This window comes from Pseudomonas cichorii, from assembly GCF_015471405.1.
Lineage (GTDB): Bacteria > Pseudomonadota > Gammaproteobacteria > Pseudomonadales > Pseudomonadaceae > Aquipseudomonas > Aquipseudomonas serbiensis.
In genome coordinates this window covers 38,762-65,371 of record NZ_BLVZ01000009.1, presented here as the reverse complement: position 1 = coordinate 65,371, position 26,610 = coordinate 38,762, and the positions used below count along the sequence as shown (strand labels likewise).

The window sequence follows — 26,610 nt, the reverse complement described above, 5'->3', positions numbered from 1 at the left end:
CATTACCAAGAGTCCATCCGGAGACACTGTCATGAAACAACACACTCTTCCTGCCGCCTTTTTGCTGGCACTGGGCATTGCCTCCCTCGCGGGCTGTGCATCCCCAACTGTAATCACCTTGAATGATGGCCGTGAAATCCAGTCTGTCGATACACCTCACTACGATGAAGACTCAGGCTTCTACGAGTTCAAGCAACTCGATGGCAAGCAGACTCGTGTCAACAAGGATCAGGTACGTACCGTCAAGGATCTGTAATCCGGACGTGATGTAGAAAAAACCCGCCAATCGCATCGATGGCGGGTTTTTTATTGGCTCCCACAATTCCACACCCTTCCCTGTAGGACCGACTTCAGTCGGGAAGGCGGTAGTGAACTGGCAATAAGGGCTGAATGTACAAGCCTCTTCCCGGCTGAAGCCGGTCCTGCCTGTGCTTACCAATCAAGTTTCAGCAGGCTCTCGAACTCGCGAGGCTCTCCGCTTACCGGATCGATAAAACGCAACCCCTGGGCCAGAAGCTTCAATGGCCGATCATGATCATCGACTGCATCCTTGATGACCTCGGGATAGAACGGATCATTGCAGATCGCCGCACCCAGCGCCGCCATATGCACACGCAACTGGTGCTTCTTGCCGGTCACCGGATAAAGCCCATAGCGCCATAACTCCCCGTTGCGCTCGCGGACTTCGATGCGGGTCTGGGTATTGCTTGCGCCAGGCCCTTCCTGCATGCGGAAAAACGGCTCGCCATCCACCAGCCGGCTCTCATGTACCCGAGGAAACTCAAGTTCGGGCAGCGCAGGTGCGATAGCTTCATAACGCTTGTCGATCTTTCGGGTGGGAAACAACGCCTGATAGGCCGAGCGGCTTTGCTTGTTGGCCGAAAACAGCACCAGCCCGCTGGTATGCCGGTCGATGCGGTGCAGCGGAACCAGATCCGGGTTATCCAGCCGATGGATCAACCTTCGCAGCAGGGTTTGCTCGACATATTCGCCAGCAGGCGTAACCGGTAGAAACGGGGGCTTGTCGGCCACCACCAGATGCTCGTCGGCGTACAGGATCGTTTCCACGACCGGGATCGGCGTTTCGTTCGGGACTTCGCGAAAGTAGTGAATCTTCAGGCCTTCGCGATACGCCAGATCGGACGACACAGGCATGCCATTGGCATCCAGCACCCTGCCGCGGGCGATGCGGTCCAGCCATTGCTCACGACTGATGGCAGTGAATCGCGCACACAGGCAGTCGAGTACCGTCACCCATGGGCCGGGCGGCAGATACAGGGTACTGGCTTGGTTATGTGCGGCAACGAAGACGGACTCGGACATGCGAGGGTATGACTCTTGAGAAAGCTGGAACGACTGGCCCGGCATTATCCCTCAAGGGCTTGGATCCCCGCTATCCGGGCGATAACCGAACGAAATCACCACAGGCCCCGAGATAGAAACTGCGGCACTTTGAACCATCTGGTACATTTTGCTGGAATCTTTGCCCGACACCGGGCAGTGACGCCAAAACAAGAGACAGAAAGTCATGACCCAGATTGAAAAACCGTCCATTCTCGCAGGCTTGATCGGCTCGGGTATCCAGGCCTCACGGACCCCGTCGATGCATGAGCATGAAGGCGATGCGCAGGGCTTTCGCTATCTGTATCGACTGATCGATATCGACACTCTCAAGCTGGACATCAACGCGCTGCCGCGCTTGCTGGAAGGTGCCCAGAACAGCGGCTTCACGGGCCTGAACATCACCTTCCCCTGCAAGCAGGCGGTCATCCCGTTACTGGACGAACTCTCCGATGAAGCTCGCGGCATAGGCGCGGTCAACACCGTAGTGTTCAAGGATGGCAAGCGCATCGGCCACAACACCGATTGCCTGGGTTTTGCCGAAGGGTTGCAGCGCGGTCTGGCTGAGGCACCGCGTCAGCATGTGGTGCAGATGGGCGCTGGAGGTGCGGGTGCAGCCGTGGCCCATGCGCTGCTCAGTGCAGGCGTGCAACGTTTGAGTGTGTTCGAGGTAGAGCCTGAACGCGCCCGAGGCCTGGTCGATAACCTCAATACGTTTTTCGGCGCAGGCCGGGCTCAGGTGGGCCTCGATCTGCCTGGCGCAATGGCCGAAGCCGACGGGCTGGTCAACACCACGCCCGTGGGCATGGCCAAGTTGCCTGGTACGCCATTGCCGGTAGAACTGCTGCGCGCCGAATTGTGGGTCGCGGAAATCATTTACTTCCCGCTGGAAACCGAACTGCTCAAACACGCACGCGCCCTGGGTTGCCGCACGCTCGACGGCTCGACCATGGCCGTGTTTCAAGCGGTGAAGGCCTTCGAGCTGTTCAGTGGCCACCCCGCCGATGCAGAACGCATGATGAGCCACTTTCACAGCCTGTAAGGCTCAGCGCTTGAGATAACTCAGGACAGCGTCACAGATCATGGTTTTGTGACGCTGCCTGACTTCATCGCTCCACAGTTCGATCTGGAATATCTCGCTGAACGTGTGGCGGTTGGAAATGCGATAGAAGCAGAACGAACTGATCATCAGGTGCAGGTCCACCGGATGGACACCTTCGCGGAACAACCCCAGCGACTCCCCACGCCGCAGAATATCGTCCAGCGCCCGGATGATGTTCTGGCTCTTGGCCTGGATCGAATCGGATTGTTTGACGTTCTCGCCGTTGTGGATGTTTTCGATGCACACGATCCGCACAAAATCGACATTGCGGTCATGGTGATCGAAGGTGAACTCAACAACCCGGTGGATGGCCTCTACCGGTTCGAGTTCGCCCAGATTCAACTGGCTTTCGGTGGTGCGGATATCGCCGTAGAGTTTTTCCAGCACTTCAACGTACAGCTGCTCCTTGCTACCGAAGTAGTAATAGATCATCCGTTTCGACGTCTTGGTGCGCTCGGCGATGGCATCGACCCGTGCCCCGGTCAACCCATAGGCAACGAACTCGACGATGGCCGCCTGCAGGATATCCTCGCGGGTTTTCTCCGGATTGTTCTTGCGGCTCTTGCGCAGCACATCGACTGGCTCGATGGCCGCGGAGTCGGCAGTTTTTTTCATTATTCGCTCACGACCACGGTTGAATCCCGGATTATGAAGCTCGTAATGGATGGAGGGAAGCTGCGAAGCACTCCTGTGCTGCGCAGCCCGGTATCAAGGGTCAGAGACGTGCCTGGCGCGCCGCCACATTACGGGCCTTGGCCATGGCCGCCAGCCGTACCGGAACATTGGCCGCGCCATAACCGACATAATCGTTCTTGCGTTGCAGAATCTCGAAGAAGAAACGCCCGTCGAAGGCATCGGTGTAGACATGGAACAGTTCGCCGCCCTGTGCATCGCGGTCGTACAGCACGTTGTAATAGGCCAGCTCGCTGAGAAACTCGTCATCAAAGTCGAAGCGTGCGGCCAGGTCATCGTAATAGTTGAGCGGGATGTCCAGCAAAGGTACGCCTGCCTCCTTGGCACGACGGACTTCGGCAAAGATGTCTTCGCACGAGAACGCGATGTGATGCACGCCGGAGCCACGATAACTCGACAAGGCATGGGAAATCGCGGTGTTGCGATTTTCCGAAATGTTCAGCGGCAAGCGGATCGTGCTGCAACGGCTGCGCAATGCACGGCTTTTGACCAGCCCGTAAGGATCGGGAAGCACCACTTCGTCATCGGCCTCGAAATCCAGCAGGCTCTTGTAGAACAGCACCCAGCTATCGAGACTGTCTGCCGGTAGTGCCATGGCCATGTGGTCAATGCGCTGCAAGCCGCCCTGATCTCTGGTTTTGGGATCGACGACAAAATCGATGTCATAGATCGACTGGCCAGGCTCCGCGCCCTGGACCAGATAGATCAGGCTGCCATCGGGCGCACGCACTGAAGGGATTTCCCGCTCGTTCGGCCCGACCAACCCACGGTAGGGTTGGCCCTTGAACGCTCGCGCACGCTCCAGCGCCCTGTTGCCATCATCCACTCGCAAGGCAGTGGCGCACAACGAAGGGCCATGGGCCTCGAAAAAGCTGTGGGCAAAGGAATAGGGTTCAGCATTGAGCACAATCTTGATATCGCCCTGCCCCAGCAGGCTCACAGCCTTGGAGCGGTGCTGCCCCAAGCGCGCAAAACCGAGGCGCTCCAGCCAGCCGGACAAGCGCGCGCCCTGCGTTTCATCAACCGCGAACTCAAGAAACTCGACGCCACTGTAGGTGCTGGCAGGCGGTGGGTTGAAGAGGATTTCGGAAGCAACCGGTTCGGCCTCCCGGGCCAGGAGTTGGCGGGTTTTTTCTTCCAGGTAGAGCAAGGAGCGAAAACCGTCAGCTGCGTTGGCACGTGTCGGTGCAGCCCGAAAACCGTCGTTGAAGACTTCCAGCGACAGAGGGCCGGTGTAACCACTGCGCAGGATCGGGGCCAGAAAGCCCGGCAGGTCGAACTCGCCTTGCCCGGGGAAGCAGCGAAAATGCCGGCTCCACTCCAGCACGTCCATGGCCAGGATCGGCGCATCGGCCATTTGCACGAAAAAGATCTTGTCGCCGGGAATCTGTGCAATGGCACTTGGATCGCCCTTGAGTGACAAGGTGTGGAAGCTGTCGAGCAATACGCCCAGCGCCGGGTGATCAACCTGACGTACGAGATTCCAGACCTGTTGCCAGGTATTTACATGGCGACCCCAGGCCAGGGCTTCATAGCCCACCCGCAGGTTACGCGCACCGGCACGCTCGGCCAGCAGGCTCAGGTCATCCAGCAGGATATTTTCATCGCCCACCGAATCGGCGGCGGCATTGCTGCAGACCAGCACCAGGTCGGTGCCCAGTTCCTGCATCAGATCGAACTTGCGTTCGGCACGATCGACATTACGCTGAAGGCGGTCACGACGGCAGCCTTCAAAATCACGAAACGGCTGGAACAAGGTGATGGCGATGCCCAGGTCGGCGCAGATCTGCCTGACGTTGCGCGGGCTGCCGTCGTAATACAAAAGGTCGTTCTCGAAAATCTCTACCCCATCGAAACCCGCTGCAGCAACGGCTTCGAGCTTTTCCGGCAGAGTACCGCTCAGGGATACGGTGGCAATAGAACGCTGCATGCTTTGAGCTCCTGGATGAGCACAACCTCTTCGGGTCGTGACTGGACAGCACCGCATTCTAGGCCTGACTCGGCCTCATTCAGGGGTGCGAGTAAAGTATTTCCCTGTCAAAATGCCAGATCAACAGAAAGTGTACGAACCGGTTAGTTTTGCGTTCGATTATCGAACAAAAGCCATTTTCCTCGATTGACGCTGTTTCGATCAGTCCTCACCATCTGCCACACATTACAGGATCACCTCGTGTCTGTTTTCCGCTTCACGGCAACAACCCCATAACAATTTCAAAAAACAGGAATATTGCTCATGTCGACCCTCCTTGCGCCGTCCGCCCCCATCTCGATACGCCATACCCGGTCACTGGACCGACGATACCTGTCGGTCGTTCCCACGACCCGACCCATCGACGCCTGAATCAACCCAGCGCACTCGAAGGGTTCAACCTGTAAGATGCTGGCCCGTCAAATCGTCCAGAAGATGCCCGTGCGTAAATGGCCACTGGCATAACGATTCAACGACGTCACTTTTTTACATGTACAGCGCCTGAGTCGAGTGGACTTCTCAAGTCCGACTGTAGCGAACTGCACAGTCTTGGAACGGATGGTTAGAACATCATGATCAACACCCAAACCAACCCCGTCGCCCGGGCTGCCCGGGCGGGCATCGGCGAAAAGATTCGTGGTGCCATGGCTGTAGGCAAGACCCGCTGGGGCATGCTTGCCCTGGTGTTCTTCGCCACCACCCTGAACTACATCGACCGTGCAGCCCTTGGTGTCATGCAGCCAATCCTGGCCAAGGAAATGAGCTGGACGGCGATGGACTACGCCAATATCAACTTCTGGTTCCAGGTCGGCTATGCGGTGGGCTTCGTGCTGCAAGGCCGGTTCATTGACCGGGTCGGCGTCAAGCGCGCCTTTTTCCTGGCCGTGCTGCTGTGGAGCCTGGCAACCGGTGCCCACGGCCTGGCAACTTCGGCTGTCGGTTTCATGGTCTGCCGCTTCATTCTGGGCCTGACCGAAGCCGCCAACTACCCGGCCTGCGTCAAGACCACACGCCTGTGGTTCCCGGCAGGTGAACGCGCAGTGGCCACCGGCATCTTCAACGCCGGGACCAACGTCGGCGCCATGCTGACGCCTGCTCTGTTGCCATTGATCCTGACTGTCTGGGGCTGGCAGGCTGCATTCGTGGCCATGGGCTCGCTCGGTCTGTTCTGGGTCATCATCTGGCGCCTGAAGTATTACAACCCGGAAGAACACCCGACCCTGCGCAAGAGCGAACTGGACTACATCAATCAGGAAGTCGAACCTGAGCCGGTCAAGGTGCCCTTCTCGCAGATCCTGAAAATGCGCGGCACCTGGGCGTTCGCAGTGGCCTACTCGCTGACTGCGCCTGTGTTCTGGTTCTACCTGTACTGGCTGCCGCCGTTTCTCAACCAGCAATACAACCTGGGTATCAGCGTCACGCAAATGGGTATTCCGCTGATCCTGATCTGGCTGACTGCCGACGTCGGCAGCATCGGTGGTGGCATCCTGTCTTCCTGGCTGATCGGACGTGGCGTACGGGCAACCACCGCACGCCTGATATCGATGCTGATCTTCGCCATCACCATCTGTAGCGTGATCTTCGCCGCCAATGCCAGCGGATTGTGGATCGCCGTACTGGCCATCTCGGTGGCAGTGGGTGCGCATCAGGCGTGGACAGCGAATATCTGGAGCCTGGTGATGGACTACACGCCCAAGCACATGATGAGCACTGTATTCGGCTTCGGCGGGATGTGTGCGGCTATCGGCGGGATGTTCATGACCCAGTTGGTCGGCGCGGTACTGACTGCCACCAACAACAATTACAACGTGCTGTTCACCATGATCCCGGCGATGTACTTCATTGCCCTGACCTGGATGTTCTTCATGGCACCACGCAAGGTGCCGAAGATCAGCGAGCAATAAAAATCAGTTTTAAGGCTGGGGTCACAATCCGTGGGAGTGGCCTTGGCCGCGACAGCCCGGTTTCAGGCGCTGAAAATGTGTTGCCTGTAAGCTGGTCGTCGCGGCCAAGGCCACTCCCACAAGTGCCTGTCTGCCTTGAATCACCCCTTGCTACGCTGCTGCCACGCTGCCGCAAGCCCGCTCAGACAGATGATCACGATACCGACCTGTGCAATGGGTGACGGCATGTGGTCGAAAACCATAAACCCCAGCAAGCCTGCAAAGACAATCTGGCAGTAACTGAACGGCGCCAGGATCGCCGGGGCGGTGAAGCGGAACGCCTGGGTCAGCAGCAAATGAGCGGACATCCCGCACGCCCCCAACGCCAATAGAAACGGCCAGTGCTTGAGTTCAGGCGTCTGCCAGAAAAACGGCACCAGCGCGCTCATCAGCAAAGTGTTGAACAGGCCGGCAAAGAAATTGCTGGTGGTCGGGCTGTCGTATGGGCTGACCAGTCGGGTCAACAACTGGTACACCGCAAAACACAAGGCCGAAGACAGCGGCAGCAGAATCGCTGGCGTAAACAGTTCACCGCCCGGGTGAATGATCACGATGACCCCCGAGAACCCCACCACGACCGCAACCCACTGACCGCGGGTGACACGCTCCTTCAACAGCGGCACCGACAATGCCGTGACCAGCAACGGCGCAAGGAAGTTGACCGCCGTGGCTTCGGCCTGCGGGATGAACATCAGGCTGCTGGTAAACAACAGGCTGGTGCCCAGCAGGGCCAACGCACGCAAGACCTGAAAACCCGGTCGCTTGGTACGTAACACACGCAGCCCTGCCGACGGCACGAAGATGAACGCCATGAGCAGCGTATGGACCAGATAGCGGGCCCAGACCACCAGAATGATCGGATAGAAGCCGGAAAGGTACTTGGAAAGCGTGTCATGGCTGGCGAACAGAAAAGTCGCCAGCAGGATCAGGCCAATCCCCTTGAGGGGTTGATTGACACCGGATAGCGGCGTGCTGGTAGTGCTCATCGGGCTTCCTTGTTCAGGCATGCAACTGAATATTCACGCGCCTCGGTCAGAGGGCTCGCAACCGTTTTTTGAGTGAGCATCGCAGGCGCAAACCGGGACGTCTTGTTAAAATGTTCTAACCAGTTAATTTTTGGTCGATAATCGCACAGAATAGAGTTTTTCCAATTGCAGCCACTTCTTTGGTCTTTACTATCAGAGCCAGTTGTACTGCCCACATAATGATAAGAAGGCTCCTACCTCATGCGCTTGAAATCCAACTGCAAAATCCTTTGCGGCTTTTCTGCGGCTATCACAGCCAGTCTCGCTCCCACCCTCACCCAGGCCGCAGGCTTCGTCGACGACGCCAAGGTGGGCTTGAACCTACGCAACTTCTTTATCAACCGCAACTTCGTCGACCCGGACAACGCCCAGAACGGCGCCCAGGAATGGACCCAGAACTTCATTCTCGACGCCCGCTCCGGCTTCACTCAAGGCACCGTCGGATTTGGTGTCGATGTACTGGGGATCTACTCCCTCAAGCTTGACGGCGGCAAAGGTTCGGGCGGTACACAACTGCTGCCGATTCATGATGACGGACGCCCCGCCGATGATTTCGGACGACTGGGCGTCGCGGCCAAGGCGCGTTTCTCCAAGACCGAACTGAAAGTCGGCGAATGGATGCCGGTGCTGCCCATCCTGCGCTCCGACGATGGCCGCTCGCTGCCTCAGACCTTCCGTGGCGGCCAGATCACCTCGAAGGAAATCGACGGCCTGACACTCTACGGCGGCCAGTTCCGCGCCAATAGCCCACGCAACGACGCGAGCATGGAAGACATGTCGATGCAGGGTCGCGGAGCGTTCACCTCCGACCGCTTCAACTTTGGTGGCGGCGAATATACCTTCAACGAAAAACGCACCCTGGTCGGGCTCTGGTATGCCCAGCTTGAAGACATCTACCAGCAACAATATCTCAACGTGGTCCATAGCCAGCCGCTGGGCAGTTGGGTGCTGGGTGCCAACCTCGGCTACTTCAACGGCAAGGATGACGGTCGGTCACTGGCCGGCGACATGGACAACAAGACCTGGTCGGCCATGCTCTCGGCCCGCCATGGCAGCAACACCTTCTACATCGGCTTGCAAAAAGTCAGCGGTGACAGCGCCTGGATGCGGGTCAATGGCACCAGTGGCGGCACCCTGGCCAACGACAGCTACAACTCCAGCTTCGAAAACGCCAAGGAAAGATCCTGGCAACTGCGCCATGACTACGATTTCGCCGCACTCGGCCTGCCCGGCCTGACCCTGATGAACCGCTATATCAGTGGCGAGAACGTGCACACCGGCACCATCACCAATGGCGAAGAATGGGCTCGGGAATCGGAACTGGCCTATGTCTTCCAGAGCGGTTCGCTCAAGAACCTGTCCTTCAAGTGGCGCAACTCCAGCATGCGCCGTGATTACAGCACCAACCAGTTCGATGAGAACCGTCTGATCATCAGCTATCCGTTGTCGCTGCTCTGATAGAAAAAGGCCGCCAGGGAAAAACCTGGCGGCCTTTTCATGAGCCCGACATCACTCCTTGTTCAACGACTCCACACCCATCTCGTCCCACACTTCTTCAGCAAGGTGGAACGTCGCATTGGCTGCCGGAATCCCACAGTAGATCGCACTCTGCATCAGCACTTCCTTGATCTCGTCACGGGTCACGCCATTGTTTTTGGCGGCCTTGAGATGCAGACGCAATTCCCCTTCGCGATTCATGCCGATCAGCATGGCGATGGTGACAAGGCTGCGGGTATGACGCGGCAAACCAGGGCGAGTCCAGATATCACCCCAGGCATGGCGGGTGATCATCTCCTGAAACTCCTCGTTGAACGGGGTCAGTTTTTTCAGGCTGTTATCGACATGAGTATCGCCGAGCACCGCACGACGAACCTGCATGCCGGCCTGATAGCGTTCTTCTTCGTTCATTGCTTGATCCTTGTGTATTCGGCCACGGCACGTTCGACCCAGAGTCGGGCCTGACCAAGGTAATGGGCCGGATCGAGCAGGCGATCCAGCTCGTGGGATGACAATTGGGCAGAGACTTGCGGATCCTCGCCCAGCACCTGACGCAGATGCACGCCCTGCTGGACTGCCCGACGACAGTTCTGCTCGACCAGATGATGCGCAGCGTCACGACCAATACGCTGAGCCAGAGCAATGCTGACGGCTTCAGCCAGCACCAGCCCGCGAGTGGAATCCAGATTGGCCAGCATGCGCGGCTCATCGACTTCAAGCCCGGGCACGACCTGCAAAGCCTGTTGCAACGAACCGGACACCAGGCAGCAGAGTTCCGGCAAGGTTTCCCATTCGGCATGCCACAGGCCAAGGCTGCGTTCGTGTTCCTGAGGCATGGCCGCGAACATCGTGGCAACCAGCCCCGGCGCGCGGGTTGCCGCGCCGATCATCACCGCGGCACCCACCGGATTGCGCTTGTGGGGCATGGTCGAAGAGCCGCCCTTGCCTGCCGCAGCGGGCTCGAACACTTCGCCCACTTCAGTCTGCATCAACAGGCTGATGTCCCGGCCAACCTTGCCCAGGCTGCCGGCGATCATTCCCAACAGGCTGGCGAACTCCACCAGACGGTCACGCTGGGTATGCCAGGGTTGCTCGGGCACACTCAACTGCAACTCGCCCGCCAAAGCCTCGGCCACCGCAAAAGCTCGATCACCCAAGGCCGCCAGACTGCCGGAAGCGCCACCGAATTGCAGACACAGCAGGCGTGGTTTGATTTCGTCCAGGCGCTGGCGATGCCGGGTCACCGCCCCCAACCAGCCAGCGATCTTCATGCCCAGCGTCACAGGGGTCGCCTGTTGCAGCCAGGTGCGCCCGGCCAGTGGCGTCTGTGCATGACGCTTGGCCTGCTCGGCAAGAGCGTCGGCCAGTTGCTCCAGATCACGCTCCAACAGGTCAATGGCACGGCGCACTTGCAGGACCAGCCCGGTATCCATCACATCCTGACTGGTGGCGCCCATATGCACGTAACGTTCGGCTTCAGGGTTACGCAGGGCAATCTGCTTGCCCAAGGCCTTGACCAGCGGAATCGCCGAGTTGCCCGCATTACCGATGGCAATCGCCAGCGCATCGAAATCGAACAACTCGGCTCGGCAGCTTTCACCAATATCGGCCACGACTTCACCGGGAATCAGGCCAACCTGCGCCTGAGCCCTGGCCAGTGCGGCCTCGAAATCCAGCATGCCCTGCACTCGCCCGGCGTCGGAGAAAACCTCGCGCATTCGAGACTGAGTGAAATAGGCATCGAAAAGTTGATTGCTCGGTCTGTTCACATCACCGCTCCAGGTAAAAAATCAGGTGGCGTCCGCATGGCTGACCCAGCCCTTGATCAGGATCGCCAACGCCGCCAGCGCGGCCGGGATCACCAGCGCGGTCAGGACCTGCTCGAAACTCCAGCCCAACCCCAGCAAGGTCGCACCGGCCCAGGCACCAAGAATGGCACCAAAGCGACCGATGCCCAGCATCCATGAAACGCCCGTGGCGCGGCCCTGAGTCGGATAGAACCGGGCAGCCAGCGAAGGCATCGCCGACTGCGCGCCATTGATACACATGCCCGCCATCAGAACGAGCGTCGCCAGCAGCGCGACATTGTGCAGGCTCTGCCCGACCAGCCAGGCGAAGACACCGGCCAGCGCATAGGCCACACCAATGACCTTGTGCGGATTGAAACGGTCCATGGCCCAACCGACACCCACAGCACTGAGCACACCGCCAAACTGGAACAAGGCACCAATGAATGCCGACTGCTCCATGCTCGCGCCGCTGTCACGCATCAAGGTCGGCAACCAGCTGGTCAACAGATAAACGATCACCAGCCCCATGAAATAGGTCAGCCACAACAACAGGGTGCCGGCGCTGTAAGTGCCGGAAAAAATCACTTTCAGCACATTGCGGCTGCTGACGGTCTTTTGTTCCGGAACGCTGAACTCACTGGCTTCGGCCACCTCATGCGGCGCAATAGGCGACAGAACCTTGCGAACCCTCTCGGCACCACGATTGCGTACCACCAGAAAACGCGCAGATTCCGGCAGCCAGACCATCAGCACCACCGCCAACAGCAACGGCAGAATACCGCCGAGCATCAACAGGCTATGCCATCCCAGGCTGGGAATCATTTTGGCCGAGACAAAACCGCCGCACGCCATGCCCAGATTGAAACCACAGAACATGCTGGTGACCAGCAGAGACTTGAGGCGTTCCGGGGTGTATTCAGACAGCAATGTAGTGGCGTTGGGCATTGCCGCACCCAGCCCCAGGCCGGTCAGCAGACGCAGCACCAACAACTGATCGATATTGCTGCTGTAGGCCGAGGCCAGGCTGAACAGCCCGAATACAAACACCGCGACAACCAGCACAACCTTGCGCCCGAAACGGTCAGCCAGCGGCCCCGACCCCAGTGCGCCAAACACCATGCCGATCAGGGCAGCACTCATGACCGGCCCCAGACTGGAGCGGTCAATGCCCCAGTCCTGACTCAACGCCGGGGCGATAAACCCCATGGCCGCCGTATCCAGACCGTCGAGAAAAACAATCAGAAAGCACAACGCAACAATGCGCCACTGATACCTGGACAGTGGCTGACTGTTGATGAAGACCTGCACGTCGAGCGTGCCCTTGGCGGGCTCGCGAGCTGAAAGCGTCATGGATGTTTCCTTTTATTTTTATAAGGTCGCCAGCCAATGCTGGCGCCGTACAACGCACGCAGTGACGCTTTGTTCAAAAGTCGAAAAACACCGTTTCGTTCGCGCCCTGAATATAAATATCGAAACGGTAGGCCAGCTGGCCATCGACGCTGCAACGCCGGGCAACGAGGGTTTCGCGGCGTGGCGGCTGCTCGATCAGGTTCAGCACCGGGTCGACCGCGTTGGCCTGAGGCTCATCGTCGAAATACAGCCGCGTCTGCAAGTGAATATTGATCCCCCTGGCAAACAGCGAAACATTGATATGGGCCGCCATCGGCACCCCGGCGGCGTTACGCACCACACCAGGCTTGATGGTCTTGAGAGTCCACAGGCCATCATCCCCCGTCGCGGTGCGACCAAAGCCGTTGAAGGGCTTGTCCGCTGCGTAGACGTTGTCATAGACGCCATTGTGATCGGCCTGCCAGAACTCCAGAAACGCATCGCGAATCAAGTGGCCGTTGCCATCGTAGACATTCCCCAGCAACAGGATGTGCTCACCCGCTGCACCGGGCTTGGCCATCTCGTTCCAGATTTCCAGCTCGCGGGTCGGGTTACCGGCTATTTCCAGCGCCAGACCGATATGCACATAAGGGCCAGCGGTTTGCGAAGGCGTTTCCTGCAACAGTTGAACGGGCATGTCGAAACCTCCTCAGCAGTTTTCAAAGTGAGTCTTGCGCTGGCCGCGCAGAACGATATCAAAGCGATAAGCCAGGCAATCCATCGGATTGCCCATGCCGAGGTCAAGCCTGGCGATCAGGCTCTGGACCGCATCGGGGTTGGTAATCGACTTCACGATCGGGCAGATCGGAATCAACGGATCGCCCTCGAAATACAGCTGGGTGATCAGCCGCGTGGCAATCGAAGGGCCGCTGACCGAAACATGGATATGCGCAGGACGCCAGTCATTGGGACCGTTGCGCCATGGGTACGGACCGGGTTTGACGGTGCGGAAGCTGTAGTTGCCTTCACTGTCGGTCAGGGTCCGGCCGACACCGCCGAAATTGGGGTCGATGGGTGCCAGATAGCTGTCGCGCTTGTGACGATAGCGGCCACCGGCATTGGCCTGCCAGATTTCCACCAGCGTGTGCGGAACCGGCTTGCCGTACTGATCGCAGACCCGACCGGCGACGATGATGCGCTCACCGATGGGCAAGCCACCATTGTTGAAGTTGAGCAACAGATCGTTGTCATGCTGACCGAACTTCAGGTGTGAAAAATCCGGGCCACTGGCTTCGGAAACGGACTGCGGAATGCTGACCAGCGCCTGGCGCGGCGAGCGCAGGATCGAGGTCTTGTAATCGGGTGTCAGTGCTTTGGGATGCCAGTTACGATCCCGAATGACGAAGCGGCTATTGTCCGCGACAGACATGGCGTTCTCCTTGTTCTTTTTATGGAGAGCGCAAGTGTCCATCACTTGCGCTGCAGGCTGCGGCGAAGTGTCGCGTGATAGTACTTAATCGAAAATTGAAAATATTTGCAGCATCCATAACCAAATGGTTATGTATATCGCCCGTCACGATACGCCTCGCCCACCCCGCGCAATTCGTCCACGCACCACTGGGCAGCCCGCGATAACGGCAAGGCGGGATTACTGCACAGGCCCACGGAGCCACCCGGCTCGCGAATCCCCATGTCCAGTTCCACCAGGGTGCCGCTCTGCAATTCCTGAAGCACGGCATCCAGCGGCGCAATCCATATCGCATTGCTGCACTGCACATAACGCCGACTCAGGGTAAGCGACAGGGTTTCCAGACGCTGGCGTGGCGGCTGAATGCCGTATTGCACGAACAGACTGTCGGCGAACTTGCGGATGGTGGTGCCTGCCAGCGGCAGGACCAGAGGGAAACTCTCCAGGCTTTCGCGCTTGAGCGGTGCAGCCAGCAACGGATGATCGTTGCGCACCACCAGCGTCATCGACTCGTTGTACAGATGCTCGAAAGTCAGGCCCTGAATCTGCGGACTATCGGTCATGCGCCCTACGACCAGATCCAGTTCCCCGACCCGCAACTGCGACAGCAGGTAGGCGCTGGGGCCGGTCATCACGCTGACGACCAGAGCCGGATGCCGCTCGTGCAGCCTGGTGATGACTTCAGGCACCAGCAGGCTTTCAGCGGTAGACAGCACGCCCAGCCGGGCCGTGACCGTTTCATGCTCCCCCGAACGCAGGCTACTGACGCCTTCACGCAACGCCTGCACACTCGGCCCGGCAAAACGCATGAACGCCACGCCCGCCTCAGTCAGGGCAGCGCCGCTTTTGCTACGCACGAAAAGCGTGGTTGCCAGCAGGGTTTCCAGCTCCTTGAGGCTCTTGGACAGCGCGGGCTGACTGATTGCCAGTGCATCGCAAGCCCGAGCCAGACTGCCCTGGCGTGCCACTTCAAGAAAGCACACCAGATGACGAAACTTGATTCGGGTATCGATATTCAATGCGCATCGGGCCTTTTGAAGTGAGGAGTGAAGCTGCTTATCTGCTGAGGAAAAACGCTACCTGTTCGCTATCGAAGGGCCAATCCAGTTCGGCCCCGGTATCGACGCGCCGCAACACAGGAATCCGCAGGCCATAATCTTCAAAAAAAGCCTCGTTTTCGGCGATATCCACCAACTCGACCAGCAGGCCATGCTCGACCAATGGAAGCAGAATCGCTTCAGCGACCTCACACAGATGGCAACCCAAGGTACCGAACAATTGGCATTCGGGAGGCATGGAAAACATCCTCTGGGATAGAAATGACGTAGGCCGACCATTCTAGGACTGTTGATGTTTCAACGCGAGTTGTCTTGCGGGTCTCGCCATTCCGGTTGCCTGAAAGCCTCCTCGGAGCCGGACATCCTCGTTGAGATCCGGTCGAGCAGTTTTTCGGCGTTGTACTTGGTGGTCGTGCTGCTGATAGCAATGACCAACAGCCCGGCAAAAACGGCGCTTGAAGGAATCCGTGTGCCGGAATGGTTTTCCAGACAGGCCAGGAATGCGCAAGCGGCCAGAGAACCCAACAAGGCACCGGCGACCGCTTCGGGCAGTGGATGAATGAAGGGTGCCACGCAATAGACGCTGAACAACCAGCCCAGCAGCAATCCCATGGCCGCTGCTGGCCAGCGCAACCGGTGACGAATCTGCCGGGCCAACAGGCTCAAGCCGACCGTCAACACCAGACAGGTATTCATGGCATGACCGCTGAGGACATAGACTCCCAGACTGTCCAGCGCCACGCCCCAGCCCTTGAACAGGATCTTGCTGGCAACCACGGTCGAGTACGCCACCAGCAAGGTCAGGCCCCACAACAGCGCCGCCGGTCTGGATCGGGTTGCCCAGAGCCAGCCTCCAATGACCAGAGCGGCCGGAAGCATGATCGTGATGCCGCCGTAGGGCGTAAGTGTCTGCAAGCCCATCGGCAAGGTTCCTGATCATGGCGTCTCAATGACCGCGCATCACAGCAGAAACCCATGGCTCCTCGCCAGACATGATTTTCTATGAGCCCACCATCCGGGCGTCATTTCTAAAGCGCCGTTTACAGAATTCGTTGGCACGGTCGAGGACCGGCTTCTCGAAGCAGCGATAGCCCACCCAGCCATAACACACCACGGCAGCCATCATCAGCACCGCAAAGAACAGGTTGTCCAGATAGCTTTGCGGCCATGCGCCCACCCAATGCCAGACCCGACCTATCACGCCCAGCACCAGCAGATGCGACAGATAAACCGTATAGGACATATCGCCTACGGCAATCAGAAACCGGGGCATTGCGATTTTCTTGCGTCGTTCCAGCAATGCAAGGCTCAACACCAGTCCGCCGAATGTCGCCCCGACGGCCAGCATGCGTAACAAACCCTGGCTGTCGTAGAGACGATAGACACCGATCAGGGGCATGCCCACCAACGCAATGACCAGCAACAGCCAGAGCGCCGCAGTCGGCACACGCGAGCTGTGTGGCCCATAGAAGAACAGCGCCAGCGCCACACCGATGATGAATTCCAGCGAATAGGGATGCAGGATGATCTTCAGCGCCGGTGAGTAGTCTTCCCAGTTCTCCAGGGCATTGAACACCACGATGACCAAGGCCCAGATCGCCAGCAACACTGGCAGGCTTCGCTCCCGGAACCACAGGAAGCCGGAAAACATCAGGTAAAACCACAGCTCGAACACCAGCGACCAGGCCACCATCACCAGCAGGACTTTATCGTTGGGCAGCAACAGAAAGGACATCAGCAGATTGGATGAACCATGGCCGCTGTTGACCAGACCGGGCATGGCCAGATACACCCCGAGGGTGATGAAGAAATACAGCCAGTAGGTCGGGTAGATTCGCGAAACACGGTTGAAGAGAAAGCGCTGAGCCTCGACGCTGTTCTGGAAACGCCCGCGACTGACAATCACCATCACAAAGCCGCTGATCACAAAGAACAGATCGACGCCCAACTGGAAAAATTCGAGAAAAGGCGGCAGAAGAATATCGCCCCCGGAAAACTTTTCCTCCAATGACATCATATGGAACAGCACGACGCCCAACACCGCCACGCCCCTGAGCCCTTGCAGGGAATACAGCCGCTCCATGCCTTTCTCCATTACTGACCACCGTTGCTCCATGGCAACGCAGTACTCGATTACCGACCCCACAATTCGATAGAGAGCATAGCCAAGCGTGGAAATTATGAAACCCCGGGCTCATGCCGTTCAGTTGCACCTGTAGGGAAGCAATCCGACAGGGGCAAGGCACAATCACGCAAAATCTTCGACAATGCATTACCTTTGTTCTGGTCAGTTGCATCGACGCCCGCCTGCATCCCGGGCAGCACACGCCAAATTAGCGCGCTCGCCCCCGATGGCGCACCAACATAAGTCAAAAGCTGCTGCGCCCGGACTGGACGCGGCAATTGAAATGAACCTTCACGAATCCGCTGCACTCGAAACATCCATACGCCACCTGACGGAGAAAAACATGGCTCGCCAAACAGCACAGAATGCTCAAGAGATATTGATGGCAGATTTTCAGACTCTGGTCGCCGACACCGAAAAACTGCTTGAGCACACCGCCACACTCGCCGGTGATCAGGCAGACGAGCTACGCAATCAGATCCACGAGAGCCTGTTGCGTGCCCGCGAAACCCTGAAGCTGACCGAAGAATCCCTGCGCGAACGCGGTCAGGCAGCCGTTACCGCCACGGAAGATTATGTCCAGAACAATCCATGGCAATCGGTGGGTATCGCTGCCGGTGTCGGGTTCATCCTGGGCCTGCTGGCCACGAGGCGCTGATCCCATGAGCCTCGGAACTGAATCAGGGTCGCCCAAGGCTGACCAGGGCTCTTCACCGCGGCGCCTGGGCGCTGCATTTCTTGGCTTGCTGCACAGCCATGTCGAACTGTTCGGGATCGAGTTGCAGGAACAGAAAGCCCGCACCTTGAGCCTGCTGCTGTTCGCCGGGCTGGCACTGGTGTTTGCCCTGTTGCTGTTGACCGGACTATCGGCACTGCTCCTGATCATTCTGTGGGACAGCTATCGTCTGGCCGGCATCATTGGCCTGTGCTCGTTCTATTTCCTGGCAGCGGTGTTCTGTGGATTGCGCCTGAAAGAGGCAATCTTCGACGAGTCTTCGCCCTTCAGTGCGACCCTCGAAGAACTGGCCAACGACCGTGAGCGATTGATGCCATGAATGAACCGAAGTCGCACAGCGGCAATACCAGGCGTGAACTGCGCAAGGCGCTGATTCGCCTGCGCATGGAAATGCATCGCCAGGAAATACGTCACGAGTCGGCACACCTGCTACAGCCCTTGCAACGGGTGCGCGGCCTGAAAAACGACTGGCAAGGCGCCCTGGGCATCAAGCATGCGCCCCTGTGGGGAATGGGTGCCGTCGCCCTGTTGGGTTTCTTCAGTGGACGAGGGGCCAAAAGCGGACAGACCAGCGCCCTGAGCCGCATGGTCAAACTGGGGGTCACCTTGTTGCCCCTGCTCAAGGTCGCACTGCAAAACCGTACGGGCAAACACTGACCTGCGTTTGGCTACATTCTTGCAACATATGTAACAAGTGCCCGCCCCGAATCTGATTCGGGGCGCGTCTTGGTGCTGTGTAAGTAAGGAGAAATATGTGAAAGGGCAACCCCTTGCCTGCTTTCAGCCATTCATCGATACCGCTACCGGCCGCATTGCCGGTGTTGAAGCTCTGGGAAGAATTCGTAAGGAAAACGGCCAGCTGGAATCGGTCGGCCCGTTGTTCTCTGACCCGAAAGTGCCTGCCGCCGACCTGCGTCACCTTGACCGGATGATCAGGGACAATGCCCTGAGCCGTTTGCATGAAGCGCCCGATGACTGGTTTCTGAGCCTGAATATCTCGCCCCGCTGGATCAGCCGTCTTCGACCCGGACAAGCCCTCCCCAGCCTTGAGCAGTTGTATCGACACAACGTTCCTCCTGAACGCATCGTGTTTGAAATAACCGAACTGGGCGGTGACAGCCAGCGGCTGACCGATGTTGTCGCACGCTATCGCGAGGCCGGAGCCCGTATCGCCATTGACGACTTCGGTGCCGGTTACTCGCAACTGGACCGCGTGCTGGCCCTGCAACCGGACATTCTCAAGCTCGACATGCGCCTGTTCCAGGCCGCAGCACGGGGCGGCCCCAGCAGTGATGTGGTCAAGGCTCTGGCCCTGATGGCAGAAAAGACCGGTTGCTGGATCATTGCAGAAGGCGTGGAAACCGAGGCCGAACTGAATTTCGCCCTGGAATGCGGCTCGCGCTATGTTCAGGGGTATCTGTTCGCCAGGGGTGAGCTGGACTTTTTTGCCGCCGATGCCTTCGTCAGGCAATTTGCAGAACTGCGAGATCGTTACGTCCTGCAAAAGGTCGCAGAGCGTGCCCGACTGATGGGGCTGCGCCAGCAACTGACACAACTGATGCAGCTCCTGCAACGCTGGGCAGAAAAGAAACTGCCGGTCAGCGATTTGCCACAAGTACAGAACTATCCGTGGCTGCTGCGTTTCTATCAATGCGACCGGCATGGCACCCAACTCACGCCAAACCTGGAATGGCTCGATGGTGCCTGGCACGCCGATGCACGATATCTGGGGCATAACTGGTCCTGGCGACCCTATTTCTATCACCTTCTGGCCGAAGGCTGGGACGAGCGCAGGCTGACCCTGTCCAACACCTACCGTGATGCGACAAGCAATCAGTATTGCCTGACCGCCGGGCAGTTCTTCGACAATGGCAACCGCCTGCTGCTGATCGATATCGACGCCGCCGGGATGTGACAGGCCTTGCGGTCCGACGACTGAACCGGGAAGCTAGGCCCGTCTCGAAAATAACGGAGTGAAAGCCTTGGATTGGCAGACCCTGCTTAACCGCGAACGACTCGGCAAGCCGCTGCATAGCCCTGAAGAACTGGGGCGCAGCCCTTTCCACAAAGACCATGACCGCATCATCTTCTCGGGTGCCTTCCGGCGTCTGGGGCGCAAGACACAAGTCCATCCGGTTTCGAGCAACGACCACATCCACACACGCCTGACCCACTCGCTGGAAGTCAGTTGCGTCGGGCGTTCGCTGGGTATGCGCGTTGGTGAAACCCTGCGCGGCGCCCTGCCCGACTGGTGCGACCCCAGCGACCTGGGCATGGTGGTGCAATCGGCTTGCCTGGCCCATGACATCGGCAATCCGCCGTTCGGCCATTCGGGTGAAGACGCGATCCGCAACTGGTTCAACCAGGCTGCCAGACGCGGCTGGCTCGATGCGATGAGCGAAACCGAGCGCAACGACTTCCTCAACTTCGAAGGCAACGCCCAGGGCTTTCGTGTCCTGACCCAACTGGAATATCACCAGTTCGACGGCGGCACCCGCCTGACCTACGCCACTCTGGGCACCTACCTCAAATACCCGTGGACCGCCCGGCACGCCGACTCACTGGGCTACAAGAAGCACAAGTTCGGCTGCTATCAGAGCGAATTGCCGATCCTTGAACAGATCGCCCATAAACTGGGCCTGCCACAACTGGAAGATCAGCGCTGGGCGCGCCACCCTCTGGTTTACCTGATGGAGGCCGCCGATGACATCTGCTACGCCCTGATCGACCTGGAAGACGGGCTGGAAATGGAGCTGCTGGACTACGCAGAAGTCGAGTCACTGCTGCTGGGGCTGGTAGGCGATGACCTGCCCGAAACCTATCGCCAACTGGGTCCCGGTGACTCGCGCCGCCGCAAACTGGCCATATTGCGCGGCAAGGCCATCGAGCACCTGACCAATGCCGCCGCCCGCGCCTTCGTTGAGCAGCAGGATGCCTTGCTGGCCGGTACGCTTCCCGGCGATCTGGTCGAGCACATGCATGGTCCGGCCAAGCGTTGCGTGCTGAACGCCAAAGACATCGCGCGCAAGAAGATTTTCCAGGACAAGCGCAAGACCCTGCATGAGATCGGTGCCTATACCACCCTTGAAATCCTGCTCAATGCCTTCTGCGGCGCGGCTGTCGAGCAATTCGGAGGACGTGCGCCATCGTTCAAGAACAGGCGCATCCTTGACCTGCTGGGCAATAACGCACCCGACCCCAAGGCACCCTTGCACACGTCATTCCTGCGCATGATCGACTTCATCGCCGGCATGACCGACAGCTATGCCACCGAAATGGCCAGGGAAATGACCGGACGCTCCGGGCAGATATGAAGTACCGACTGGCCGGACACACTCGATTCATGTGTCCGGTCATCACGGCCATGCACAACAACTTCAGAAAAGGCCTACACACAGGCCAAAAACGTCCTATCGCCTCCCCTTCACAGCTCCCCCAATAATCCAGCCACTTTAACTGCCGGACTGGCAAACGCCAGCGAGGCACTCTGCCGCCTTGCCGGAAACCCCATGTTTAAAAACGACTTGCGAATCCTGCTGGTAGAGGATCACCCCTTTCAACTGATCGCCACCCAGATCCTGCTGAACAACCAAGGATATTTCCTGCTGACTCCGGCCCTCAATGCCCTGGAGGCCATGGCCGCCATGGAGCGCAGCACGGAACCCTACGACCTTCTGCTGTGCGACCAGTGCCTGCCCGAGCACATGGGGTTCGACCTGATCGACGAGGCCTACAAGAAGGGTTTCATACGACAGGCCATCGTTCTGAGCGGCCTGGACCCGTCACATCTTCAAGAGCTGGAGCAACAGGCCATTGAGCGCGGGATTCCGCTGCTGGGTTGCCTGAGCAAGCCTCTGCACGGCCCAGACCTCTCCCGCCTGCTGGCCAGACTGCCCGGCCGCTGACTCCCGGGTTTTCAATATTCCGGCTCCAGCGTATCAAGACTGGCACTACGCCAGTGAATACACCTTTGCACTGTAGGCAACCGACGATTCCTGTGAAGGGTAATTCCCAAACGCAATAAACAAGATGAAACTCAATAACTGATCCGCACACTAGAACAGACTGTTTTTTTTAAAAACTTAAATCCCGACGTGGGCTTTTACGTACTCCGATACTCTAATTACTGTAGGAACTTTCCTATATACACCTGCCGAGCGGGTCCATTCATGTGCCTGCCCGAACATCTGAGCTAAGGTGCGCGCTTTCTTCGCTGCTTGTATGGATTGAATTATGAACTCAGTTTTTATCATCGACGATCATCCCGTTATTCGCCTGGCCGTCAGGATGCTGCTGGAAAACGAAAACTATGAAGTGGTCGGCGAAACCGATAACGGCGTGGACGCCATGCAAATGGTCCGCGAATGCATGCCTGACCTGATCATCCTTGACATCAGTATCCCCAAGCTCGATGGCCTGGAAGTACTGGCCCGCTTCAACAGCATGGGACTGTCATCGAAAATCCTCGTGCTGACTTCGCAAACACCCACTATTTTCGCCATTCGCTGCATGCAATCCGGAGCAGCCGGTTATGTGTGTAAACAGGAAGACCTGAGCGAACTCCTGAGTTCTGTTAAAGCGGTATTATCCGGCTACAATTACTTTCCCAGTCAGGCATTGACCCCGGCCGTTCGCGAAGATGGCCAGCCCAGCGAAATAGAACTGTTCAAACTGGTGAATGATCGCGAATTGATGGTACTGCAATTATTTGCCCAGGGGCGCTCCAACAAGGAAATCGCCAAGGGCATGTTCCTCAGCAACAAGACCGTCAGCACTTACAAGACCCGACTCATGCAAAAGCTGAAAACAAAAACCTTGGTAGAACTTATCGAGATGGCAAAACGCAACGCGCTAGTGTGAGAACCCGGATGCCCAAGTGCTTTAAACATTTTCTGATACTGGCAACGAGCATATGCCTAGGCTGGAGCATACCTACCAACCTTGAGGCGGCGGACCACTACACCCTGCTCGGCCGTTCAAGCCCGGCTCACATGGATGTGAAGCTGGACAGCGCCCAGTGGCAATGGGTACGTAGCAAGCGTGAACTGACTCTTGGCACATCGGCACCGGACTACCCGCCATTCGATATCACCATTTCCGGCAATGACTACGAAGGCATCACGGCCGATTACGCCAGCATCCTCTCGCGGGCACTGGACCTCCCCGTCAGGGTCCAGCGCTTTGAAAACCGTGAAGCCGCGATGAACGCGCTCATAACCGGCCAGATAGACCTCCTGGGAAGCGCCAATGGCTTTGAAGCCGTGGACCGCAACATCAGACTCTCAATACCCTACGCAGTGGACCAGCCCGTTCTGCTCGTGCGCTCAGGCGATACACGTTCATTGACCGACGGCCTGAAGGGCATGCGTCTGAGCATGGTCTATCACTACCTGCCCCTGGCCGAGGTTCAGGCGCTCTATCCCGATGCAATCCTGCAAACCTACCCCTCTTTTCAGAACGCCATCAATGCTGTGGCTTTCAATCAGGCCGATGTCTTTCTCGGCGACACCATTTCCACGCAATACATCATCAACAAGGGCTATCTGAACAATGTAAAAATGGCCAGTTTCGGCAAGCACGAAGCCAACGGCTTCAGCTTTGCCATCAGCAATGAAAACTCACCGCTACTGGGCATCGTCAATCAGACACTCAAGGCCATTCCGGTCGACGAGCGCATCGACATTTCCAAACGCTGGGGCGCCAGCATCGATATGCTGCTGACCGACCAGAAACTGCAACTGACCCAACGCGAAGAGCGCTGGATTGCCCGCCACCCGACAGTGCGCGTGGCCGTCAACGAAACCTATGCTCCCTTGACCTTTTACGACGCCAACGGCAATTTCCGGGGCATTACCGCAGACCTGCTTGAACTCGTACGCCTGCGTACCGGCCTGAAGTTCGAGGTGATACGCGCATCAAGCTCAAGCGACATGATGAACCAGGTGATTCAGGGGCAGGCAGACATGATCGGTGCCATGGCTTCAAGCGATGAGCGCGCAGACCTGTTCAGCTTCAGCCGTCCCTATATCGACAACTCCTTCGTCCTGATAACCCGCAAGGACCCGGACGCTCCGTCCTATCTGGAACAGATGGGCAAGATGCGTCTTGCAATCATCCAGGGCAGCCCGATACTGCCCTGGTTGCGACGCGAATACCCCGATGTTGTCGCGGTAGAAATCGATAACCCGTTCCAGGCGCTGGACATGCTTGCCACTGGCAAGGTCGAGGGCGCGATCACGTCTCTGCTCAGCGCAAACTACTTCCTGTCCTCAGGTGTATTCGAGGAACGGCTACAGATCACGGCCACCGTTGGCGAGGACCCGGCGCTTATTTCCATGGCCACCTCACGCAACGCCCTCGAACTCACCTCGATTCTCGACAAGGCCCTGACCAGCATTGCGCCACAGGACCTGGCAACCATCAATAACCGCTGGCGCTCGTATACGCCAGTCGGCGTCACATGGCACAACTACCAGCGCCTCATCTATCAGATCCTCACCGGCGCCGGCCTGCTGCTGCTCGGCCTGCTGGTCTGGAATGCCTACATGCGCCGCCAGATAAAACAGCGTGAGGCAGCAGAACGGGCGCTGGGCGATCAACTGGAATTCATGAGCGCGCTGGTCAACGGCACACCGCACCCGATCTACGTCCGTGACCGCGAAGGCTTGCTGCGCATGTGCAACGACAGCTACCTCAATGTATTCGAGGCCCGCCGTGAAAACATCATCGGCAAGAGCGCTACCGAAGGCGTGCTGAGCAATGCATTCGAGGCCAGTGAATACGCCGCCGACTACCAGCGCGTCATGGCCAGCGGCACGCCCTTGATTCTCGATCGGACCCTGCATATCGGCGAACGCCAGCTGACCATCTACCACTGGATATTGCCGTTTCGCGATTCCCTCGCCGAAGTGCAAGGCATCATCGGTGGCTGGATCGATATCAGCGAACGCCGTCAGTTGATCGAAGAACTGCAAGCAGCCAAGGAACTGGCCGACAATGCCAACCGGGCAAAGAGCACCTTTCTTGCGACCATGAGCCACGAAATCCGCACGCCCATGAACGCGGTCATCGGCATGCTGGAGCTGGCCCTCAAGCGTGCAGACCAGGGTGTGCTGGAACGCTCCGCCATCGAAGTCGCCTACAACTCGGCCACGGACATGCTGGAACTCATCGGCGACATCCTCGATATCGCCCGCATCGAATCCGGACGCCTGACCCTCAGCCCCGAACGGGCCAACCTGCGCCAACTGGTGGAGTCGGTCACCCGCGTGTTCGACAGTCTGGCCCGGCAAAAGAAACTGGCTTTGCTGCTGGAGCTCGACAGCCGGACCAACACCGATGTCCTGATCGACCCCATGCGCTTCAAGCAGATTCTGTCCAACCTGATCAGCAACGCGATCAAGTTCACCCAGCAGGGTCAGGTCAGCGTCACGCTGCAAGCCGAAAACAGCTCCAGCGAGCAGCAACTGCACTTGAGCGTCACCGTTCAAGACAGCGGGATAGGCATCAGCGCCGAAGATCAGCAACGCCTGTTCGAGCCTTTCAGCCAGGCCGACAATCAGGCACGGATGGCCCGCACCGGCGCCGGGCTGGGGCTGGTCATCTGTCGCAGCCTCTGCAAGATGATGGGCGGCACACTGACCCTGCATAGCGAACCGGGTCACGGGACACGGGTACACATGACACTGGAACTGACCACGCTTGAACCGCTGGCCACCCCCTCAAAGCCCGAAACAGTCTCGCTCCAGCCTCGCCCGCCCTTGAATATCCTGATCGTCGACGACCATCCCGCCAACAGGCTGCTGCTTTGCCAGCAACTGGGCTTTCTCGGCCATCGTTGCGAAGTGGCTGAAGACGGGGCACAAGGGCTTGAGCGCTGGCTGGCCGAACCGTTCGATCTGGTGGTAGCAGACTGCAACATGCCCGTCATGAATGGCTATGACCTCACCCGCGCAATCAGGGCTCATGAACAGGCCGAACACCTTTTGCCGTGCATTGTCTGGGGCTTCACGGCCAATGCATTGCCCGAGGAGATCCAGCGCTGTCTGCAGGCGGGAATGGACGACTGCCTGTTCAAGCCCATCGGCCTGACAACCCTCAGCGAGCTACTGGCCAAGGTCCCGAGCCGCTCGGACCTGTCCGTGGCCCCTGCAATACCTGCCCTCAACCTGGACAGCCTGGACAACCTGACCGCAGGCCGACCGGAAATGATCCAGCGCCTGCTCGCGCAACTGCTGCGCAGCAGCCAGGAAGACCGCCAGGCACTCAACGACCTGATGGCCCGGAACAGGCACGAAAGTATTGGCGAGATGGCTCACCGCATCAAAGGCGCAGCACGAATCATTGGCGCAGCGCGGGTAATCGAAAGCTGTGAAGCCCTGGAAGAGGCATGCAAGCCTGGCACGCCCCCCGACGTCCTCAAAGCCTGTCATCAGGAAGTAGACGCCGCGATGCTTGCACTGGAAGAAGCATTGATCGAGCAACAGGCAGGAAACAACGGGCAGTAACAAGGCAGGAACAGAAAGTGAAACAAC

Annotated in this window: 25 protein-coding genes; 12 read left to right on the top strand and 13 right to left on the bottom strand. The window is 58.3% G+C overall.

The window, feature by feature from the left end:
- Positions 1–31 precede the first annotated feature (31 nt).
- The gene (locus tag JL015_RS15565; RefSeq protein WP_201006906.1) at positions 32–256 is read left to right on the top strand and encodes a YgdI/YgdR family lipoprotein; all 225 of its coding nucleotides are present in this window, start codon (positions 32–34) and stop codon (positions 254–256) included.
- A 176-nt stretch (positions 257–432) separates the two neighbouring features.
- Here JL015_RS15565 and JL015_RS15560 read toward each other — a convergent pair whose 3' ends face one another.
- Positions 433–1,323, bottom strand: a complete 891-nt coding sequence (locus JL015_RS15560) for a pseudouridine synthase (protein ID WP_201006905.1) — start codon at positions 1,321–1,323, stop codon at positions 433–435.
- A gap of 205 nt (positions 1,324–1,528) precedes the next feature.
- Here JL015_RS15560 and JL015_RS15555 point away from each other — a divergent pair, with 205 nt between their 5' ends.
- Complete coding sequence (locus tag JL015_RS15555; RefSeq protein WP_374063431.1) at positions 1,529–2,383, top strand: shikimate dehydrogenase; 855 nt, start codon at positions 1,529–1,531, stop codon at positions 2,381–2,383.
- Between the two features lie 3 nt (positions 2,384–2,386).
- Here JL015_RS15555 and JL015_RS15550 read toward each other — a convergent pair whose 3' ends face one another.
- Positions 2,387–3,058 carry a TetR family transcriptional regulator gene (locus JL015_RS15550; protein ID WP_201006904.1) on the bottom strand — a complete coding sequence of 224 codons (672 nt, stop codon included), beginning with the start codon at positions 3,056–3,058 and terminating at the stop codon, positions 2,387–2,389.
- A gap of 100 nt (positions 3,059–3,158) precedes the next feature.
- On the bottom strand, positions 3,159–5,066 hold the full coding sequence (quiC, locus tag JL015_RS15545; RefSeq protein ID WP_201019074.1) for a 3-dehydroshikimate dehydratase QuiC: 1,908 nt from the start codon (positions 5,064–5,066) through the stop codon (positions 3,159–3,161).
- A gap of 611 nt (positions 5,067–5,677) precedes the next feature.
- Between quiC and JL015_RS15540 the strand changes: the two genes are divergently transcribed.
- Positions 5,678–7,009 (top strand): MFS transporter, encoded by a 1,332-nt coding sequence (locus JL015_RS15540; RefSeq protein ID WP_201019073.1) that lies wholly within the window; start codon positions 5,678–5,680, stop codon positions 7,007–7,009.
- Between the two features lie 140 nt (positions 7,010–7,149).
- Here the strand turns inward: JL015_RS15540 and JL015_RS15535 are convergent, their stop codons facing one another.
- The gene (locus tag JL015_RS15535; RefSeq protein WP_201019072.1) at positions 7,150–8,034 is read right to left on the bottom strand and encodes a DMT family transporter; all 885 of its coding nucleotides are present in this window, start codon (positions 8,032–8,034) and stop codon (positions 7,150–7,152) included.
- Positions 8,035–8,274: 240 nt separating this feature from the next.
- Here JL015_RS15535 and JL015_RS15530 point away from each other — a divergent pair, with 240 nt between their 5' ends.
- Positions 8,275–9,531, top strand: a complete 1,257-nt coding sequence (locus JL015_RS15530) for an OprD family porin (RefSeq protein WP_201006898.1) — start codon at positions 8,275–8,277, stop codon at positions 9,529–9,531.
- A gap of 51 nt (positions 9,532–9,582) precedes the next feature.
- Here JL015_RS15530 and pcaC read toward each other — a convergent pair whose 3' ends face one another.
- The 9 genes from pcaC to JL015_RS15485 all read right to left on the bottom strand — a co-directional run bounded on the left by pcaC (position 9,583) and on the right by JL015_RS15485 (position 17,298).
- Positions 9,583–9,981 carry a 4-carboxymuconolactone decarboxylase gene (gene pcaC / locus JL015_RS15525; RefSeq protein WP_201019071.1) on the bottom strand — a complete coding sequence of 133 codons (399 nt, stop codon included), beginning with the start codon at positions 9,979–9,981 and terminating at the stop codon, positions 9,583–9,585.
- Positions 9,978–11,339, bottom strand: coding sequence for a 3-carboxy-cis,cis-muconate cycloisomerase (locus tag JL015_RS15520; protein ID WP_201019070.1), 1,362 nt, complete (start codon positions 11,337–11,339; stop codon positions 9,978–9,980). Before JL015_RS15520 ends, pcaC begins: the two co-directional genes overlap by 4 nt.
- 21 nt (positions 11,340–11,360) lie before the next feature.
- Positions 11,361–12,710, bottom strand: coding sequence for an MFS transporter (locus JL015_RS15515; protein WP_201019069.1), 1,350 nt, complete (start codon positions 12,708–12,710; stop codon positions 11,361–11,363).
- 73 nt (positions 12,711–12,783) lie between these two features.
- Positions 12,784–13,386: a protocatechuate 3,4-dioxygenase subunit alpha gene (gene pcaG, locus JL015_RS15510; protein WP_201019068.1), complete on the bottom strand. Its 603-nt coding sequence runs from the start codon at positions 13,384–13,386 to the stop codon at positions 12,784–12,786.
- 12 nt (positions 13,387–13,398) lie between these two features.
- Entirely contained in the window at positions 13,399–14,118 is a 720-nt protein-coding gene (gene pcaH, locus JL015_RS15505) for a protocatechuate 3,4-dioxygenase subunit beta (RefSeq protein ID WP_025260530.1), read from the bottom strand.
- A 128-nt stretch (positions 14,119–14,246) separates the two neighbouring features.
- Complete coding sequence (gene pcaQ, locus JL015_RS15500; RefSeq protein WP_201019067.1) at positions 14,247–15,176, bottom strand: pca operon transcription factor PcaQ; 930 nt, start codon at positions 15,174–15,176, stop codon at positions 14,247–14,249.
- Positions 15,177–15,213: 37 nt separating this feature from the next.
- Entirely contained in the window at positions 15,214–15,453 is a 240-nt protein-coding gene (locus JL015_RS15495; protein ID WP_201019066.1) for a glutaredoxin family protein, read from the bottom strand.
- A 59-nt stretch (positions 15,454–15,512) separates the two neighbouring features.
- Complete coding sequence (locus JL015_RS15490; protein ID WP_201019065.1) at positions 15,513–16,136, bottom strand: hypothetical protein; 624 nt, start codon at positions 16,134–16,136, stop codon at positions 15,513–15,515.
- Between the two features lie 79 nt (positions 16,137–16,215).
- Positions 16,216–17,298 (bottom strand): acyltransferase family protein, encoded by a 1,083-nt coding sequence (locus tag JL015_RS15485; protein ID WP_201019064.1) that lies wholly within the window; start codon positions 17,296–17,298, stop codon positions 16,216–16,218.
- Positions 17,299–17,683: 385 nt separating this feature from the next.
- Between JL015_RS15485 and JL015_RS15480 the strand changes: the two genes are divergently transcribed.
- The 8 genes from JL015_RS15480 to JL015_RS15445 all read left to right on the top strand — a co-directional run bounded on the left by JL015_RS15480 (position 17,684) and on the right by JL015_RS15445 (position 26,583).
- Positions 17,684–17,998, top strand: coding sequence for a DUF883 family protein (locus JL015_RS15480; RefSeq protein WP_201019063.1), 315 nt, complete (start codon positions 17,684–17,686; stop codon positions 17,996–17,998).
- A gap of 4 nt (positions 17,999–18,002) precedes the next feature.
- On the top strand, positions 18,003–18,395 hold the full coding sequence (locus JL015_RS15475) for a phage holin family protein (RefSeq protein WP_117165662.1): 393 nt from the start codon (positions 18,003–18,005) through the stop codon (positions 18,393–18,395).
- Positions 18,392–18,733 (top strand): hypothetical protein, encoded by a 342-nt coding sequence (locus JL015_RS15470; RefSeq protein ID WP_201019062.1) that lies wholly within the window; start codon positions 18,392–18,394, stop codon positions 18,731–18,733. The genes JL015_RS15475 and JL015_RS15470 overlap by 4 nt, the downstream gene beginning before the upstream one ends.
- 97 nt (positions 18,734–18,830) lie before the next feature.
- A complete protein-coding gene (locus JL015_RS15465) occupies positions 18,831–19,991 on the top strand; it encodes an EAL domain-containing protein (RefSeq protein WP_201019061.1) in 1,161 nt (386 codons plus the stop codon).
- 67 nt (positions 19,992–20,058) lie between these two features.
- Entirely contained in the window at positions 20,059–21,390 is a 1,332-nt protein-coding gene (locus tag JL015_RS15460) for a deoxyguanosinetriphosphate triphosphohydrolase (protein ID WP_201006883.1), read from the top strand.
- A 195-nt stretch (positions 21,391–21,585) separates the two neighbouring features.
- A complete protein-coding gene (locus JL015_RS15455) occupies positions 21,586–21,981 on the top strand; it encodes a response regulator (RefSeq protein ID WP_201019060.1) in 396 nt (131 codons plus the stop codon).
- Positions 21,982–22,309: 328 nt separating this feature from the next.
- On the top strand, positions 22,310–22,936 hold the full coding sequence (locus tag JL015_RS15450; RefSeq protein WP_201006881.1) for a response regulator transcription factor: 627 nt from the start codon (positions 22,310–22,312) through the stop codon (positions 22,934–22,936).
- An 8-nt stretch (positions 22,937–22,944) separates the two neighbouring features.
- The gene (locus tag JL015_RS15445) at positions 22,945–26,583 is read left to right on the top strand and encodes a transporter substrate-binding domain-containing protein (RefSeq protein ID WP_201019059.1); all 3,639 of its coding nucleotides are present in this window, start codon (positions 22,945–22,947) and stop codon (positions 26,581–26,583) included.
- Positions 26,584–26,610: the final 27 nt, after the last annotated feature.